Genomic DNA, 16,128 nt, shown 5'->3' with positions numbered 1-16,128 from the left:
TTAGAGAACTGGCAGTAGTACTGATCGTAATCGTTCTGATTGAGCGGCAGTGAGGCATAAGTAATGCCATCCTGTTCAATCTGCGAAAGTGGCTCATCCTCTTCCTCGCCAGAGAATTCACTGATTTCTCCGTTCCAGCCAAACCACAAGCCTCCGGTGGTGCGTAACGCGTCCAAAATGCCCACCGCAAGACCCCCCGCGCTGGCTTTGCCTCCATCCGGAATGGCGATACGGTTAGATACCACGACTAAACGACTCATAACCTTGACTCCTTACCGACGATGTCATGTTCTAGTTGTAATAATAGTTGCGCCAGCCAGTGCCATACCGCATCAACGCTGTCGAGACGGTAGCGCGCATGGCTGGCGCCTTCTCCGACCTTGACTGAAATGCCCTGCATGGCGTTAACGGCGAGAAATCCTTTTTCATCGGTCAGATCGTCACCCACGAAGACCGGAATGCGGCCAATAAAGGGGGCTTCTTGCATAAATTCACGTACCGCAGCACCTTTATCGATGCCCTGCGGTTTTAGCTCCACCACACACTTGCCCGGCTGTAGTGCCAGCGCAGGAAAGCGCGTCACGGCGTCTTCCGCCAGTTGCATGATGGATTTTTCGAACTCGGGCGCGTTGCGATAGTGCAGCGCAAACGCCATGCCTTTCACTTCCAGCAGGGTGCCTGGCCATTGGTCGAGTGTTTGCTGCAGTTCGGTTTGCAACGTTTGCGCAATGTCGCCAGGCAGCGAATGCCGGTGCACGTGCCCACTGGCGTCACGGCGTTCCGCACCATGCACGCCCGCAGCGGGCGCTTCCAGTGGCGCAACCAGTGCATCCAGTTGCGCAATCGGACGGCCCGATACCAGCGCCAGGGCGCCATGACTCAGATTGGAGATTTGTTGCAGATGCTGGCGCACCGATGCGGGGATGGAAACCGACTCGGGTTGCGACTGAATGGTCGCTAGCGTGCCGTCGACATCAAAAAAGAAGGCATAAAGACCGCCACTTAATGACGGCAAGGTGCTGTTCTGATTAACCGCAGGGGTCACGTCTCCTCCTGTTCATTAGGCTTTAACAGGATGTTCGAAGTCAGGCTGGGTGTTTTCAGTCGGATGTCTGGACTGAGGCGAGGAGATTGAGCCAAAAACGGGGGACTGCGATAGGTAACTCTCCACAAACGCACAACTTTATAGCCAACACAGCAACCTGACTGCGAACATCGTCAGCATTAAGTCTAGACGGAGATCACAGTTTTGCCAGGCGTAGCGGGTTAACGCATGTGAAAAGTGTCTGTTTCAGGTCTTTGCAACGGCAAAAAATCGCCCCCTTTCCTTTTATAACGCTTCGCTTTTTTAAGACCTTAAATTTTGCCCGCCCTCTTTCCCTGGTGACGCCTCATTTACCAGATTTTCCTTACTTGCATCCGCGCCGCCGATTGGCTTATGGTGCGGTTACCGCGCGATTCAAGGCGGAAAAAAGGCCGATAAAGGCCCATATCTGCGCCAAATGGCGCTTTCAGGCAGGCATTCAGGACGATGAAAATCCGATCAGGTTCACACTTTTGCGATGTCATGGCGGGTAACAGCCTATGATCCCCCAGAGCTACAGTCAGCGCGTGCATTTCTATTACTGCATCTTGGTGGCGCTGAAGATCAATGCAAAAACGCGCAAACCCGCCGGCGTGCGCGGCAAGAATAACTTTCTGCTGAAATGGCTGCGTAATGCGCAGAACAACACCATTTTCCATCCCGACATCACCAGCGAAATTGAGTGGCTGCGTGGCAAAATTATCAGCTCCGGGCCGGATGCCGATTTAGAGCCGATGCTGCAATACGTTTATGAGACCGCCAGGCGCGCTGAAACCTTGCGTTTAGGCTCTTAGCTACCTTACGTAACTCTACCAGGTTGCCTAAGTATTCAACCGAATTTTTCTCGTGATTGGCCTTTCTTATGATGCGTTCTCTACCTGATAAAGAATGAGAACGGAATCATATGAAACTTAATGCGTTAATCTTTGCTATGCCTATGCTGTTTGCTGCGGGCAGCGCTGTTGCAGCCGAAACCAGTGAAGGCTATTACGCCTCTGCAAAATATCTGCAAAGTGAACAACGTGCCAAAGAGATGGATACCAGCGCACGTCCTGGCGTGGGGCAATTTGTTGCAGGCAATGAAAAGGCACATAACGGCGCGGCAGCGCTTGCAGCCGGTTATCAATGGGGCAATGGCTGGCGCACGGAAGGCGAATATACCTTTGGTCAGAAATCCGAATTCACCAGTGGTTCATCGACTTTCACTTCCAGCTATAACCATCTGCAAACCGATGTCCAGCGCTTGATGCTGAACGTGTATCGTGACTATCAAATCGGCTATAACGTTGCGTTGTACGGCACCGCAGGCGTCGGCGTCAGTAAAATCAAAGCAGGCGGTTGGCAAGGCAACTCCTCTCGTCAGTATGCTTCAACCACGCAAAACAACCCGACCTACAGTGTCGGCGCCGGTATTAGCTACACGCCGATTGAGCAGGTGAGCCTGGACCTTGGCTACCGTCATGTGGATATGGGCAAAATAGAGAGCGGATACAATACATTCGGGAACGCTCGTGGCCTTAAAGATGAGCAAATGAAAGCACATCTGGTGGAAAACCAGTTTGTTCTGGGAGCCCGTTATTTGTTCTGATGCCTTACGCATCCCTGCGCTCTCCAGTCGGAGGGCGCATCACTATTCTGATTCCACACTTAGCATGTGTCGGAACCGTCTCTCCCTGTTAAAGTACCCTGCTGAAAAGTCAGCGATGGAACGTTTGGCTGCACGACCATCAATAGGGACGGATAACAGGACATCTTACATGAATTTCACCATACGCAAGGCTCAGGCCGAGGACGCGGAACTGCTACACCAACTGGGACGCATGACCTACAGCGCGCATTTCAAACATATGTGGGTTTCAACCGACGAAATGGATGCGTTTATCGATAAAGAATATGGCCTGACGGTGCTGCAGAGCAGCCTCGCGGCAGAAAATGAGAGCTGGCTGATCGCCGAGACCGATCACCCGGTAGGTTTTGCCAAGGTCACCTGGAATACACCGGTTCCTGATTCCGGCATGACGGGCGCCATGTTGAATAAGCTCTACCTGAATCCCGATCAGACCGGTAAGAACTTCGGCAAAATCATGTTCCAAAGCATCATCAATGAAGCCCGTGAGAAGCAGGAAGGTTACATGTGGCTGGAAGTGATGGCTGAAAACGTGCGTGCACGTAAGTTTTGGGAAGCCTTTGGCATGCAGCACATCAAAGACATCCCGTTCGTCACCGCCTCGCAGCGCAGCACGCTGCAAATTTTGGGTATGGTGATTTAACCCGACAAGGCGCCGCGAACACCGATTTCGCCGCGCCCTCTCCGCCTTTATCTGCGTTCATCCCCGTCTTTACCACTTATTCAGATTTGTTCTAACGATATAATCAGTTTTTCTTTCAAGCCATCTCTCCGCATCATAACGGCAACACAGGAGGCGTTATGGCTGATATCTCTCTACACAAACACTCACAGGGTATGGCGCATTTCGCGCCCGGTTTGCTGCTTACGGCGGCCATTGCGCTGGCAACGGCATGGCTCGGTAATCTGCCGTCGGTCGCGCAGCTGGGGTTAGGCGCCCTGACGCTGGCCATCATCGGCGGGATCATTCTCGGCAATACGCTCTACCCGACGGTGCACGATCACTGCGACGCGGGCGTACAGTTTGCCAAACAGAAACTGCTGCGTCTCGGCATTATCCTTTATGGCTTCCGTCTCACCTTCCAGCAGGTGCTGGATGTCGGCGTCAGCGGTGTGGTGATTGATGTACTGATGCTGACCAGCACCTTTACCCTCGCCTGCTGGCTGGGACGTAAAATCCTGAAACTGGATCGTGAAACCGCGTGGTTGATTGGTGCAGGTAGCAGTATTTGCGGTGCCGCCGCCGTATTGGCGACTGAACCGGTGATTAAAGCCGAATCGTCCAAAGTGGCGGTGGCGGTCGCGACTGTGGTGATCTTCGGTACACTGGCGATTTTCCTTTACCCGCTGATTTGGCATAGCGTTTCGCCATTACTGCCGGGCCTGAGCCTGAGTGAATTTGGTATTTATACCGGTTCGACCATGCATGAAGTGGCGCAGGTCGTGGCGGCCGGACATGCCATTAGCCCGGAAACAGAAAATGCGGCGGTGATCGCCAAAATGCTGCGCGTAATGATGCTGGCACCGTTCCTGGTGGTGATCGGGGTGATGGTACGCCGCAGCGCACCGGCCACCAGCGGGGGAAAACAGCGTATTACTTTCCCATGGTTTGCACTGGCGTTCATTCTGGTGGCGCTGTTTAACTCAGCGCATCTGATTCCCGCCTCGGCGATTGCGGTCATTAATCAGCTGGATAACGTGCTGCTCGCCATGGCGATGGCCGCACTGGGTCTTACCACCCATATCAGTCAGCTGAAGCGAGCCGGTCTGCGTCCGCTGTTATTAGGGTTGATGTTGTTTATCTGGCTGATTGTCGGCGGCGGCGCGATTAATCTCACTATCCACCATTGGCTTGGATAACTTATTTGCCGCCCGACCGGGCGGCAAAAGCCTTATTGTTTGAAGTGTTTTCGTGAATAAATGGCGGTCTGTCTGCGGCTTTTAATGCGGAATTTGGCATGAGAGATCACCGTCATCCACTTCGGATCAACCTTGTTAGTCAAATAGATATTCAACTGATCCAACAGCGCCTCCCAATTCTTCGCCTGCCAGGCTTTGTCACTGCCGAGTGACTCTTTCATTTGCTGAATGAGGCTATCCACTCTGGATTTTACCTCACTCAGTGTTTCTCCAGCCTGATGCGATGCTGCTAATTTCCGGATTTCGGTGGCGTAATAATGGATATCAATCTCGTTCTCGCGCACGCGAACCTCTGCTTATTATTGGTCCGTAATATTACAGTAACCTAAGTCTGTGAATTAACATAATCGGCAATACCTTTCGCCGCTTCGCTATTGTTACCTATTCGCACTTCCTATGTCAGGATTGATGGGCAACCTTCACCCTGTCAGCCAATTAAAAAAGCCGCCCGCAGGCGGCGTGTTACATCACTTTTTAGTAGATATTGAAATGGGGTTTCATTATTTTAGCGAAATCTTAACGAATTTCTTTCGGACACCCACATCAATTTCACAACCCTTTATAATCAGTGAATTAGATGATTTCCATCTAATCAGGATCACTCTTTAATCGTAAATTCCAGCTCACTGAGTTTTTGATATTCCTTCGCCAACTTTTTAAGTTGCACCGCACGCATTTTATCCGCACGCGCCAGCGCTTCTTCTTCGGTTAGCTGAAACTCTTTTTTCTTAAAAAACTGCTCAAAGTTGTACTCACGATCGCGGCGCTGTACAAATACCTCGCCATCATTTTTGAGTTCACCTTCTGCGATGTAGATGCCCCGGGTTAATGCATATTTTGTTATATAGGCTTTTGTCATGCTGTCCTCTCATCTTGCTACGTCGGTTAATTAAAGCAAAATCGCCGCGTAATTTACAGCGTCTTGAAGAAAAAACAGTCTATTCCTGGATGGTATCTCCATTGATTTAATTAATGTTTTAATTAAACCTAACGTCAATACCAGGAAAAAAACACCTCAGGTTTGGTGACAATTTAAAGCGCAGCGCGATTTAAACATTTCAGCTGTGTGAAGCTACCCCACAGGAAATTTCCTTTCAGCGGCGCAAAGAACGGCATTCATTTTTTCTGAATATCTTCCCAATTCAGCCCGAAGCGTATGAGGTATTTACGTAAGCGATCGGCATCATTCGGCTGCTTTTTATGCTGGCGCGAGACCGAAAATAAATGTCGTCCCGCTTCAGATAATGTTGAGGTGTGTTGGCAGACTTCCAGCACGGTTTCGAGCTGTTTTTGATCGAAGAGAACCTTTGGCAGAAGCCACAATAAGGGCGTTGAGGTTCATGCCAGGGACAGCAAAGCCACAAACGCATCACATACTCAGTAAAGCGTACCCCTGATTTTGCAGCGTGGTCATCGTGGTGAGTGCAGAAGGTGTATGGATCACTGAATCTGCAATCCATTGGGGTTCGTAGTGATGCCAGGCCAGCGCCTGATCGCACACCGTGACTTTGACGCCCTGCTGTTCCAGCGCCGATATCAGCGCAAGGTTGGGATTATCCACACCAAACAGCTGTCGAAAACGGGTGTTTTCCAGCATCGCGGGCGTCGCTTCGCCATTCACCGCCACCACAAATTTTAACTGCTTTGCCGGCACGCCGGCCGCCACATAGGTATTCACCACTTGTGCCACATGCTCCAGCGCCGGATTCACCTGACCGCGTTCTTCCGCGCCACGACTGACTTTGAAGACCACTTTGTTACTCAGCGCACTGCTGGGCTGGAATGCACTGCTGGCGTCATAGTGCACTTTGCCGTAACCGGCAATAGCGGGCGTGGTCCACTTGATGGCGGGATCGGAAGGTGGGGCACTCACTTTCGCGGCAAAGAGGGTTTCATTTTGGCTGAGTAAGGCACCGCATACCCCACCCGCTACTGCGACAACTGCGCTAATCACCACTGAACGCATCTCTTTTCCCCCGCGACATCGTGAAAAATCGGCCTTGCCAAGTATGGCATGGATTGGCATTTTGTCGGCTTATCGTGGCGGTATACGGGCATATTCAGCCATTTCCTAACGCCCGGTAAAAAGTGGCGGCTCATGTTATGCGCTAATCCGCTATTCACTTCGCCACCGGGAGATCTGCGTAACGGGTGGTATATGCTGGAGACAACATCTCACGCTTCATCGCCCAGGATTTCTGGATTCCTTGTCCGGCGAACCATAGCTTCCCTTTTCCTTTTTTATTGATCTGATCTATCACATGCATCAATGCTGAACTGTTGGCCTGTGGCTGGATATCATCAAATAGATCAAGCTGCGCCACGCCCTGACTGTAAAAGTCACCTAACAAGACACCCGCTTTCATATAGCGACATCCTTCCCGCCAGATGCGATCCAGCGCCTCGGTGGCAACGCGGATAATGTCACGAGTGTCATTCGTGGGTATCTGTATTTCACCAATCGCCTGATTACCGTAAAAGATTTCACCCTCCGCATGCGGGCTGGTGCGGATAAACACGCCGATCTGTCGACAATACTGCCGCTCGCCACGCAACTTTTCGGCGGCGCGCACGGCATAGTTGCACACCGCTTCACGCATATCGGCGTACTCCGTGATACGTCCCGCAAACGAGCGTGAGCAGACAATCTGCTGCTTCACGGGCGCAAACTCTTCCAGTTCGAGACAGGGCTCACCGCGCAGCTCCCGCACGGTGCGCTCCAGCACCACATTGAAGTGCTTGCGGATCACCCAGGTGCTTTGCTCCGACAAATCCAATGCGGTGGTGATGCCCATGGCATTCAGCTTTTTGCTGATGCGACGCCCTACGCCCCACACATCTGCCACATCGACTAAATCCATTAACTTCTTTTGCCGCTCAAGATTGGAGATATCCAGCACGCCACCGGTTTTGCTCCATTTCTTGGCGGCATGATTGGCCAGCTTGGCCAGAGTCTTAGTCGGGGCTATACCGACTCCAACTGTCAGGCCCGTTTCTCTAAGCAGGCGCTTACGAATGTCACGGCCGAACACCTCGAGATCGATACAACTCCTGACGCCTGATAAGTCGAGAAAAGCTTCATCAATCGAATAAATTTCCATCCTCGGAGCCATCTCTTCGAGAATATTCATCACCCTATGACTCATGTCACCATACAGCGCGTAATTGGAACTAAACACCTGCACCTTCTGGCGTTTGAGTTCATCCTGTAGCTTGAAATAGGGCTCAGCCATACCGATACCCAATGCCTTCGCTTCTGCTGATCGTGAAATTATGCATCCGTCATTATTGGAAACAACAACCACAGGCTTACCTTGCAGGTCCGGTCGAAAAACAGTTTCGCAGGAAGTGTAAAAACTGTTTACATCAACAAGCGCGAACATATCTGTGGCTTTTCAGGGTAAACGTCACTACACCAAAAATTTCCAGTTCCTCTTCTGCCTCGAAAACGATAGGAGAATAGTTTGTATTACGGGGCATGAGCTGAAGGCGTGGGGAAGTTTGAAGTTCTTTCACCGTGAATTCTCCCGCGACGGCAGCAATGACGATATCGCCATGAACTGCAGATAATGACCGGTCAACAACCAGTAAGTCTCCGTGACTGATACCTGCTCCTAACATTGAATCGCCACTGACTTTGATAAAGTAGGTTGCGCTAGGATGTCTGATGACAAGCTTATTCAGATCGAGACTGTCCTCAATATAATCCTGAGCGGGGCTGGGAAAGCCGCAAGGCACACGTTCCATAAAGAACGGAAGCGGGCTCGTTGTATCGGACTGAGAGGGGGTAATCAATTGCATAACGGGCACCTTGATACTGTGTTTATATACAGTATCCATGATTATTCTGATCGATCAAGATCCCTGGAGGAGGATTTCTGAAAGCCGTTGAAGCTCCTCTGAATTTAAGTTGCAACCAGACCCTGAATCCTGAAGATCGAACACTCAATAATCACATAACGTTACTTATTCTGCTTTCCTACTGTTGTCATTCTGCTGAGGTTCGCCAAATGTCGATCCATCACATTGATATCGTCAGCTACAGCAATCTGTTATCTACTGTCAAAGGGATATCCTTATGCTGTCAGCCAACAAAACGGACTTCAGCTGCAAATCTGACAGGCAGACAGCCCTAAGCTGTAAAATGTCAGGTAAGCTTAGAACTGCTAACTACCTGCACAACAGTAGTTTCAGCTATATTTGTTATTGCTCACAGTTTATACTGTACGGATTGATCAACGGAGGCTCTTAATGAAACACACTCCACAAAGTAATGCTGACATTCTCAATCTTCATGCTCGAACCATGCAGATAAATGGTACTGTTGACGAAAAGGTTGAGCAGTTGCGCAACATGTTTGCTCAGAGTTCAAAACGTACTAAGGATGACAGGAAGCTCCGTGGGGATCGAGAAAAGGTATATTACGAAGGCTGAGTTTAGCGAAGATTTTGTAAGAGCCAGTGAAGACTTTGAATATGGGTATGACGTTATCTCTAAAGTTAATGTCAAAACTGGTCAGTCAATTCTGCATTACGCAGTCCGCCTCCAACAGAGATGGAACGATGATAATTGTATCGTCGTCTATGATCATGATGACGATAGATTATGGAGCAGGGTAAAGGCCTCTGATTCGAAGGATGATGCAGGCATAAACTGGTATCTTGGTTTTTTTCATGGTCGCGTTGAAGCATGGAAAAATGATCCCCTAATCGTAATATCTTTCCGTGATGAAATCATTCCAACCCCTACAGGGTATGATAAAGGTTTCAAGTTAGCTGTTATCCACGCAATCAGCGATCACTTTACCCTTTTCGGTGATAGCTGGGAAAAGAAAATCCCCGCTTACATGCGTGATAAGCGAAAAGAAAATTCCAATATTCTCAACTATTTTGCGGATATAAATAGCTCGGACTCTGACGACCCGACTGCATCTTGAAACTCGTAAATATGGCTGAAGCCTTAGTTTTGAATAGGGGATTATCTGCATCTCTATGCAATTGAATTAAGTATCCGATAATACGATTGGGATGACTATAACCTCACCCCAAGAAAATCCGCAGTTACCGCTTCTATAACCTCTTGGCTCAACGCCTCAGCATCAATTATCATCCGCACTCCATGCCCATAAGCGAACCCCGGCAGAAGCTGATACTCACAAATAATTTCAGGCGGTTCTGACCTTCTCCCCGTTGATTAATATACCGCAATGTATTAATCAACGGGGAGCAGGTCACTCAGACAGTTGTATCTCGAAACTACTTCAGCAAACATCTCCAAAGCACAAATAAGGATCGAGCCAAATGAACATAACCAAAATCGACCATATCCACGTCTACGTTGACGATATCGAAAAAGCAGAGCACTGGTATCAGGAAATCCTTGGCTTCACCCGCGATAGCTCGCTGTACTTCTGGTTTGAACAAGGAGGGCCGCTGGTCATCAGAAATAATGGCGCATCGCTTTCCCTCTTCCTGAGAAAATCCCAACACCCAGGCCACACCATGGCTTTTGCCGTGCAGGCGTCAGCGCTTCTCGAACTGATACCTATCCTCAAGTGCAATAAAATCGCCTATACCGTCAGTGATCACGATGTCTCTATGTCTCTTTACTTCAGCGATCTCAGTGGCAACAAGATTGAAATAACGTCCTGGGAATATACGCAGGCAAAACAGATATTGGAAAACGCGGTATAACGATTCGCCAGCCAGCAACTGATAACGCTACAATCAATAACGGACAATCATTTTGAAAGGAATCAAAAATTGAAACTTCACTATTCGCTTCATCGCCTTGGTCTGATAAAACAATGGCAAAAGGACCGATTCAGAATTGCATTTTTTATTCTCATCGGCCTATTCCTTTCAGCCGTGATCAAATGGCTATTACCCCAATTAACTCATGGTAATATCACCGGTGGCTTTACCGGTATGCTATGCGGGCTTGCAGCAAGCTTTTGGCTTACTAATATTGCGTGGCTTACATTTAAGACCCCCATTCGCCAAAGCGACCTGGATTCAGTTCTGGAGAAATACCATTACCAGCAAACTGAGCAAGGTTATTATGAGCTGCAGATAGCGAAATACAGAAGATTCAAATCTCAGCGTATTTATATAAGTAACGATGGTAATGACATCACGCTTGAAGGCCCCTATAACACCCTCAAAAGAATTATCAATCATCTCAATAAATAGCCGGAAACTTTGAGGGGCCAATATTAGATGACTGGAACAAATATCAATCCAGTCATCTTCACTCTTAACCGTGCACCACCACATTAAACCCTTCATCCGCATGCGGTGCGACGAAGTAGCTGCTGATCACCTCGAACTGCGCATCGGTGGCCGCGAAGTCATGCTCACCTTCTGCGTTGCGCGCATGCAAACGGCTTTTGCACAGCGCATCGGGCACATCGATAAAGTGCAGTTGGTGCTCCGCCTGAGCACTCTGGATCACCGCCTTCATCCACTGACGTTGGCCGACGGTGTTCGCCGGGAAATCCAGCACCACTGACACACCGCACTGCAGCAGCGATATCAGGTGCGGCGTCATCGCATTGCGTAACTTGCCCGCACAACGCACGTAGTCCGCAACATCCTGCATCTCTTCGGCGAACAAATGCGCCAGCCAGGCGTCTTCGCTAATAATCACCGCGCCAGTTTGTTGGGCCAGTTGGTGCGCCAGCGTGGATTTTCCGGCAGCGATTTTACCGCACAGCAGATGCAAAACAGGACGAGATGTGGACACAGACGCAGATTCCATTAGCCAGCTCCAGATAAAATGACGCTCTACCATGCCGTTAAATGCCGGTCCAGTAAAGCCTGGCATCTACACTTACGCTATCTCTGCAAAAATAAGGAGACGCATGATGAGTCAACGCCTGCACAAAATCGACTTTCCGGTCAGCAAGGCGCGGAAATATCTGGAACCTGGTCCGGTGGTGTTGCTGAGTTCGCAATTTGAAAATCACCACGACATCATGACGCTCGGCTGGCACACCATTCTGGAGTTCTCGCCGTCACTGGTGGGCTGCATGATCGCCAACGGCAACTACAGCCATGAGCTGATTCGGCAAAGCGGACAGTGCGTGATGAACATCCCCTCGGCGGATTTAGTGGATAGCGTGGTGGCGATTGGTAACTGCCATGGCGATCGCCTCGATAAGTTCGATGCCTTTCACCTCACGCCAGAACCGGCAAAAGTGGTGAATGCGCCGCTGATCGATGAGTGCTTCGCCAGCTTTGAGTGTCAGCTGTATGACGACTCGATGGTGAATAACTACGGCTTCTTTATTTTCGAAATCGTTAAAGCGCACGTGGCCGATAAACCGGAATTTCCGCCGACGCTGCACTACACTGGCGAAGGACGTTTTACCGTAATGAGCAATAGCGTGCTCGACAAGCACCATGATTTTAAGCCAGAAATGTTAATTTAGGCGGCTTGAATTCGCCTTCGAGCGCCCTCACAGTAACGCTTTCGACCTGACAGGAGTAATAACAATGGCAACCGAATATGCGGTGATCGCCGGTGGCTGTTTCTGGTGTACCGAAGCAGTGTTCAAAGATGTGATTGGCGTGGAGTCAGTCGAAAGTGGGTATACCGGCGGGGAGCGCCCGAACCCAACCTATGAGCAGGTGTGCAGCGGTGCCACCGGCCACGCCGAAGCGATCCGCGTCGGTTTCGATCCCGAGCAAGTGAAATATGGCGACCTGCTGGATATCAGCTTTGCGACGCACGATCCAACGCAGCTGAACCGTCAGGGCAACGACGTCGGTACCCAGTATCGTTCAGCGATCTTCCCGGCGAATCCAGAGCAGGAAGCCGAAGCGATTGCCGCCATTGCCCGTGCGCAGGCCGATCTCAACGTGCCGGTGGTCACCACCATCGAGCCGCTGAAAGAGTGGTATCCGGCAGAAGATTACCATCAGGATTACTGGGATGGCGCCGGCCAGCGTAACGGCTACTGCATGGCGGTGATTCCACCGAAACTGCAGAAGCTGCGTAAGAGCTTTGCCAACCGCGTGAAGCAGGGCTAATCCAGCCCCTGGGATGCGGCCTCTGCACGCCGCATCCAGTCTGCTTATCACCATCAAAGGTCGTCATTTATGACGACCTTTTTGCATTAAAGCGTCATAATAGCGCCCTCTTCTCTTCAGGGAGCGATGATGACCACGCCTCAACCCGCAATCCCCGCGCGCAAGCGGCCCATGAAACTCAACACGCTGGTGACGCTGATGCTCAGCGCGGTGATTGTGCTGGTGCTGCTGAGTGTGCACATGTTCTATTTCTTCCAGATTGGTGCCTCAACCCGCGCCCAGCTGGAAGATAAAGCCATGGCGGTGGCCCGCACGCTGGCAAGATCGCCGGAGATTCAGCAGGCGCTGACGCAACCGGTGGCTAACGCCAATATTCAGCCCATCGCGAAAGCCGTGGAAGAGAGCAACAATCTGCTGTTTATTACCGTCACCAATATGGACGGTATCCGCTATTCTCATCGCAATCCGGAACTGGTCGGTAAGCACTTTATCGGCGAAGACATTGGGCCTGCCCTGCGCGGCCATGAAAACGTCTCGGTGAACAAAGGTTCGCTGGCAAAAGCGCTGCGCGTGTTTACTCCGGTGTATAACGCGGAGGATCGGCAGATCGGCGTGGTGGCGATCGGTATTTCCCTTGATGCCGTGACCGATCAGATCAACGAAAGCCGCTGGAGCATTATCTGGACCATCCTGATTGGTACGCTGGCGGGGGCGATTGGCACCCTGGTGCTGGTGCGCGTGCTGAAGCGCATCTTGTTCGGCCTCGAACCCTACGAGATTTCCACTCTGTTTGAGCAGCGTCAGGCAATTCTCAACTCGGTCAAAGAGGGCGTGGTGGCGATGGACGATCAGGCTCAGGTGACGCTGGTGAATCAGGCCGCGCGCACCCTGCTTAATGAGCCATCGTCCAGCGGTATGATTGATAACGAGGGCATTGATGATGCCTCGGTGATCAACCAACACCTGCGAGATGTGCTGCACAGCGGCCGTGCGCGTCGTGATGAAGAGCTGAATGTGAATGGTCGCTTGCTGTTGTGCAATACGGTGCCAGTGCGCAGCCAGGGACGCATTATTGGCGCGGTCTGTACTTTCAGGGACAAGACCGAAATCAGCCGACTGATGCAGCGTCTGACGGGCATGGTAAACTACGTCGATGCGTTGCGGGAGCGCTCGCACGAGTTCATGAACAAGCTGCACGTGATCCTCGGCCTGCTGCACATGAAAAACTATGCGCAAGTGGAAGCGTATATTTTGAAAACCGCCAATAATTACCAGACTGAAATTGGCTATTTGCTCGATCGCATCAAGTCACCGGTGATTGCCGGTTTCCTGCTGAGCAAGATCAATCGCGCTTCGGATTGCGGTCATCGCCTGACCATCAGCGATGCCAGCTATGTGCCCGACAGCGGTAACGAAGACCAGATGGCGGCCCTGATCACCGTGGTCGGTAATCTGGTGGAGAACGCCATCGATGCGCTCAGCGAGCAGACCGAAGGCGAGATCCACGTGATGCTGCACTATCAGAACGGCTGGCTGGCGTGCGAAGTGAGTGACGATGGTCCCGGCATTGAGCCGGCCAATCTGGCGACAATTTTTGATAAAGGGTTCTCCACCAAAGGAGAGAACCGTGGTGTGGGCCTGTTCCTGCTGAAACAGCAAACGGAAAACCTCGGTGGCGGCGTGACCGTTGAGTCAGAACCCGGCGTATTTACCCAATTTTTAGTACAACTTCCCTGGGATGGAGGAAACCAATCCGCATGATCAATGTGTTAGTGGTCGATGATGACGCCATGGTCGCTGAGCTGAACCGCTCGTTTATCGGTCAGGTTCAAGGCTTTCACTGCTGCGGGACCGCTTCGACCCTGAAGCAGGCCAAAGAGATTCTGTTCAACAGCGACACCCCGATTGATTTGGTGCTGCTGGATATCTACATGCAGCAAGAGAATGGCCTCGATCTGTTGCCGGAACTGCGCAAAGCCCAGAGTTCGGTGGAAGTGATCATCATTTCATCCGCTGCCGATGCCGAAAACATCAAAACTTCGCTGCACTACGGCGTGGTGGATTATCTGATCAAGCCGTTCCAGTTCCCGCGTTTTGAAGAGGCGCTCACCAGCTGGCGGCAGAAGAAGTCGCTGATGGATAATCAGCACTACTATCAGCAGTCTGATGTCGATCTGTTGATCCATGGCAACCCCGCCACGCAGCATGACAACAAGCGCCTGCCGAAAGGCTTAACCCCGCAGACGCTGCGCACCTTGTGTCAGTGGATTGATGCCCATCCCGGCCATGAGTTCTCCACCGATGAGCTGGCGGCGGAAGTGAATATTTCGCGCGTGTCGTGCCGTAAATATCTGATCTGGCTGGCGCAGATTAATATTCTGTTCACCAGCATTCATTACGGCGCCACCGGCCGTCCGGTGTATCGCTATCGTTTACAGCCGGAATACCATTCGCTGTTGCAGCAATATTGTCAGTAACGCAGCTGCCAGGCGAAATCGCGCTGCTGGAACTGGAAGTGGCGCGGTGAAGAGCAGATGATCTGTCGATCGCGCGTCACAAACACCGCATCCAGATCGGGCTGGTCGGCCAGATAGGCCAGTCCCTGCTCCACGCCCATGCCGTACAGCAGCGTGGTGTAGATGTCGCCATCCAGCGAACGGTCGGAAATTACCGTCACGCTCAGCAACTCGTTATCCAGCGGATAGCCGGTGTGCGGATCGAAGATATGGTGCCAGCACTTGCCGTCCAGTTCGAAATAGCGCTCGTAAATTCCCGATGTCACCACCGATTTCCCCTGCACCTGCAGCACACCCAGCAGTTCATTCTCGCGTCCAAACGGCTTTTTCAGGCCGATGCTCCAGCCTTGTGGCTCATGCGGCGGTGCGCCGAGGGTCTGCACATTGCCCCCGAGATTGATCAGCGCCTGCGGCACGCCCTGCTGGCGTAAAAACGCCTGCACCACATCCGCGATATACCCTTTGGCGATGGCCCCGAGATCGATCTCCATGCCCGGCTGTTGCAGGAATACCGAACAATCCTCCGGATTGAGGATCACCTGATGTGGATCGGTGAGCGGCAACAGTGCGGCAATCTCATTGGCGGGAGGCACGGCACGCCCCTGAAAACCAATCTTCCAGCGTTTGACCACCGGGCCGATGGTGAAGTTAAAAGCGCTGCCGGGTGACACACTGACGGCATGTGCCACGCTGATCAGGCGGAACACCGCCTCACTGACGCGCACTGCATGGCAACCCGCTGCCTGGTTGATCGACATCACTTCGGATTCGGCACGATTGACGGTGAACAGGTTTTCCTGCTGCTTGATAAGTTGGAAGACCTGACGGGCTAAGGTGGGATTATCGTCGAACAGTTTGAGCAGAATGGGGGAGCCCATCAGAACAGCGGAGTAAGAGTAGACGCCTTCGGTCATAGAGCCTCGTTTACCCGCCATATTGCACGCCAGT

Annotated in this window: 19 protein-coding genes and 2 pseudogenes; 11 read left to right on the top strand and 10 right to left on the bottom strand. The window is 51.5% G+C overall.

Going from position 1 to position 16,128, the window contains the following annotated elements:
* A pseudogene (locus H7A81_RS18540) lies at window positions 1-260 on the bottom strand (alpha,alpha-trehalose-phosphate synthase); the annotation flags it as partial.
* The gene (gene otsB / locus H7A81_RS18535; RefSeq protein WP_182058345.1) at window positions 257-1,045 is read right to left on the bottom strand and encodes a trehalose-phosphatase; all 789 of its coding nucleotides are present in this window, start codon (window positions 1,043-1,045) and stop codon (window positions 257-259) included. The pseudogene H7A81_RS18540 and the gene otsB, both read right to left, overlap by 4 nt.
* Window positions 1,046-1,584: 539 nt before the next feature.
* On the opposite strand from otsB, the gene H7A81_RS18530 reads away from it, so the two are divergent.
* The 4 genes from H7A81_RS18530 to H7A81_RS18515 all read left to right on the top strand — a co-directional run bounded on the left by H7A81_RS18530 (window position 1,585) and on the right by H7A81_RS18515 (window position 4,571).
* Window positions 1,585-1,878, top strand: coding sequence for a hypothetical protein (locus H7A81_RS18530; RefSeq protein ID WP_202403471.1), 294 nt, complete (start codon window positions 1,585-1,587; stop codon window positions 1,876-1,878).
* Window positions 1,879-1,988: 110 nt separating this feature from the next.
* Window positions 1,989-2,672 (top strand): outer membrane protein, encoded by a 684-nt coding sequence (locus H7A81_RS18525; RefSeq protein WP_182058344.1) that lies wholly within the window; start codon window positions 1,989-1,991, stop codon window positions 2,670-2,672.
* A gap of 169 nt (window positions 2,673-2,841) precedes the next feature.
* Entirely contained in the window at window positions 2,842-3,354 is a 513-nt protein-coding gene (locus H7A81_RS18520; RefSeq protein ID WP_034821865.1) for a GNAT family N-acetyltransferase, read from the top strand.
* 158 nt (window positions 3,355-3,512) lie between these two features.
* Entirely contained in the window at window positions 3,513-4,571 is a 1,059-nt protein-coding gene (locus H7A81_RS18515; RefSeq protein WP_182058343.1) for a YeiH family putative sulfate export transporter, read from the top strand.
* 32 nt (window positions 4,572-4,603) lie between these two features.
* On the opposite strand, the gene H7A81_RS18510 is transcribed toward H7A81_RS18515, so the two are convergent.
* From H7A81_RS18510 to umuD, 6 genes and pseudogenes are all read right to left on the bottom strand, one after another.
* The gene (locus tag H7A81_RS18510) at window positions 4,604-4,915 is read right to left on the bottom strand and encodes a hypothetical protein (protein WP_034821870.1); all 312 of its coding nucleotides are present in this window, start codon (window positions 4,913-4,915) and stop codon (window positions 4,604-4,606) included.
* 314 nt (window positions 4,916-5,229) lie between these two features.
* A complete protein-coding gene (locus H7A81_RS18505) occupies window positions 5,230-5,490 on the bottom strand; it encodes a hypothetical protein (RefSeq protein WP_034821873.1) in 261 nt (86 codons plus the stop codon).
* Window positions 5,491-5,747: 257 nt separating this feature from the next.
* Window positions 5,748-5,933 (bottom strand): annotated as a pseudogene (locus tag H7A81_RS27735) (sigma 54-dependent transcriptional regulator); the annotation flags it as partial.
* Between the two features lie 67 nt (window positions 5,934-6,000).
* A complete protein-coding gene (locus tag H7A81_RS18500) occupies window positions 6,001-6,597 on the bottom strand; it encodes a DsrE family protein (RefSeq protein WP_182058342.1) in 597 nt (198 codons plus the stop codon).
* A 154-nt stretch (window positions 6,598-6,751) separates the two neighbouring features.
* Window positions 6,752-8,014, bottom strand: coding sequence for a translesion error-prone DNA polymerase V subunit UmuC (gene umuC, locus H7A81_RS18495; RefSeq protein WP_182058341.1), 1,263 nt, complete (start codon window positions 8,012-8,014; stop codon window positions 6,752-6,754).
* On the bottom strand, window positions 7,998-8,432 hold the full coding sequence (gene umuD / locus H7A81_RS18490; RefSeq protein ID WP_182058340.1) for a translesion error-prone DNA polymerase V autoproteolytic subunit: 435 nt from the start codon (window positions 8,430-8,432) through the stop codon (window positions 7,998-8,000). Before umuD ends, umuC begins: the two co-directional genes overlap by 17 nt.
* Before the next feature lie 598 nt (window positions 8,433-9,030).
* Between umuD and H7A81_RS18485 the strand changes: the two genes are divergently transcribed.
* From H7A81_RS18485 to H7A81_RS18475, 3 genes are all read left to right on the top strand, one after another.
* On the top strand, window positions 9,031-9,567 hold the full coding sequence (locus H7A81_RS18485) for a hypothetical protein (RefSeq protein WP_182058339.1): 537 nt from the start codon (window positions 9,031-9,033) through the stop codon (window positions 9,565-9,567).
* Window positions 9,568-9,931: 364 nt separating this feature from the next.
* A complete protein-coding gene (locus H7A81_RS18480; protein ID WP_182058338.1) occupies window positions 9,932-10,324 on the top strand; it encodes a VOC family protein in 393 nt (130 codons plus the stop codon).
* A 69-nt stretch (window positions 10,325-10,393) separates the two neighbouring features.
* Complete coding sequence (locus tag H7A81_RS18475; protein ID WP_182058337.1) at window positions 10,394-10,822, top strand: hypothetical protein; 429 nt, start codon at window positions 10,394-10,396, stop codon at window positions 10,820-10,822.
* A gap of 64 nt (window positions 10,823-10,886) precedes the next feature.
* Here the strand turns inward: H7A81_RS18475 and H7A81_RS18470 are convergent, their stop codons facing one another.
* Window positions 10,887-11,390: an ATP-binding protein gene (locus H7A81_RS18470; protein ID WP_182058336.1), complete on the bottom strand. Its 504-nt coding sequence runs from the start codon at window positions 11,388-11,390 to the stop codon at window positions 10,887-10,889.
* A 106-nt stretch (window positions 11,391-11,496) separates the two neighbouring features.
* Here H7A81_RS18470 and H7A81_RS18465 point away from each other — a divergent pair, with 106 nt between their 5' ends.
* The 4 genes from H7A81_RS18465 (at window position 11,497) to dcuR (ending at window position 15,141) form a co-directional block, all read left to right on the top strand.
* A complete protein-coding gene (locus H7A81_RS18465; protein ID WP_182058347.1) occupies window positions 11,497-12,063 on the top strand; it encodes a flavin reductase family protein in 567 nt (188 codons plus the stop codon).
* Between the two features lie 64 nt (window positions 12,064-12,127).
* On the top strand, window positions 12,128-12,664 hold the full coding sequence (msrA, locus tag H7A81_RS18460; RefSeq protein WP_039334791.1) for a peptide-methionine (S)-S-oxide reductase MsrA: 537 nt from the start codon (window positions 12,128-12,130) through the stop codon (window positions 12,662-12,664).
* Window positions 12,665-12,793: 129 nt separating this feature from the next.
* Window positions 12,794-14,425, top strand: a complete 1,632-nt coding sequence (locus H7A81_RS18455) for a sensor histidine kinase (RefSeq protein ID WP_034821920.1) — start codon at window positions 12,794-12,796, stop codon at window positions 14,423-14,425.
* Window positions 14,422-15,141 carry a two-component system response regulator DcuR gene (dcuR, locus tag H7A81_RS18450; protein ID WP_034821922.1) on the top strand — a complete coding sequence of 240 codons (720 nt, stop codon included), beginning with the start codon at window positions 14,422-14,424 and terminating at the stop codon, window positions 15,139-15,141. The genes H7A81_RS18455 and dcuR overlap by 4 nt, the downstream gene beginning before the upstream one ends.
* On the opposite strand, the gene H7A81_RS18445 is transcribed toward dcuR, so the two are convergent.
* A complete protein-coding gene (locus tag H7A81_RS18445) occupies window positions 15,135-16,094 on the bottom strand; it encodes an FAD:protein FMN transferase (RefSeq protein ID WP_182058346.1) in 960 nt (319 codons plus the stop codon). The two genes, dcuR and H7A81_RS18445, sit on opposite strands and share 7 nt — an antisense overlap.
* Window positions 16,095-16,128 lie beyond the last annotated feature (34 nt).

Source organism: Pantoea sp. ME81, from assembly GCF_903970985.1.
Lineage (GTDB): Bacteria > Pseudomonadota > Gammaproteobacteria > Enterobacterales > Enterobacteriaceae > Pantoea > Pantoea communis.
The sequence above is the reverse complement of the archived record's forward strand: the minus strand, read 5'-3'. Positions and strand labels throughout refer to the sequence as shown.

Bases quoted from the DNA above. Each gene is read 5' to 3' on its own strand.
- H7A81_RS18530 (WP_202403471.1), top strand. From the start codon at position 1,585: ATGATCCCCCAGAGCTACAGTCAGCGCGTGCATTTCTATTACTGCATC.
- H7A81_RS18525 (WP_182058344.1), top strand. From the start codon at position 1,989: ATGAAACTTAATGCGTTAATCTTTGCTATGCCTATGCTGTTTGCTGCG.
- H7A81_RS18520 (WP_034821865.1), top strand. From the start codon at position 2,842: ATGAATTTCACCATACGCAAGGCTCAGGCCGAGGACGCGGAACTGCTA.
- H7A81_RS18515 (WP_182058343.1), top strand. From the start codon at position 3,513: ATGGCTGATATCTCTCTACACAAACACTCACAGGGTATGGCGCATTTC.
- H7A81_RS18505 (WP_034821873.1), bottom strand. From the start codon at position 5,490: ATGACAAAAGCCTATATAACAAAATATGCATTAACCCGGGGCATCTAC.
- H7A81_RS18500 (WP_182058342.1), bottom strand. From the start codon at position 6,597: ATGCGTTCAGTGGTGATTAGCGCAGTTGTCGCAGTAGCGGGTGGGGTA.
- umuC (WP_182058341.1), bottom strand. From the start codon at position 8,014: ATGTTCGCGCTTGTTGATGTAAACAGTTTTTACACTTCCTGCGAAACT.
- umuD (WP_182058340.1), bottom strand. From the start codon at position 8,432: ATGCAATTGATTACCCCCTCTCAGTCCGATACAACGAGCCCGCTTCCG.
- H7A81_RS18480 (WP_182058338.1), top strand. From the start codon at position 9,932: ATGAACATAACCAAAATCGACCATATCCACGTCTACGTTGACGATATC.
- H7A81_RS18470 (WP_182058336.1), bottom strand. From the start codon at position 11,390: ATGGAATCTGCGTCTGTGTCCACATCTCGTCCTGTTTTGCATCTGCTG.
- H7A81_RS18465 (WP_182058347.1), top strand. From the start codon at position 11,497: ATGAGTCAACGCCTGCACAAAATCGACTTTCCGGTCAGCAAGGCGCGG.
- msrA (WP_039334791.1), top strand. From the start codon at position 12,128: ATGGCAACCGAATATGCGGTGATCGCCGGTGGCTGTTTCTGGTGTACC.
- H7A81_RS18455 (WP_034821920.1), top strand. From the start codon at position 12,794: ATGACCACGCCTCAACCCGCAATCCCCGCGCGCAAGCGGCCCATGAAA.
- dcuR (WP_034821922.1), top strand. From the start codon at position 14,422: ATGATCAATGTGTTAGTGGTCGATGATGACGCCATGGTCGCTGAGCTG.
- H7A81_RS18445 (WP_182058346.1), bottom strand. From the start codon at position 16,094: ATGACCGAAGGCGTCTACTCTTACTCCGCTGTTCTGATGGGCTCCCCC.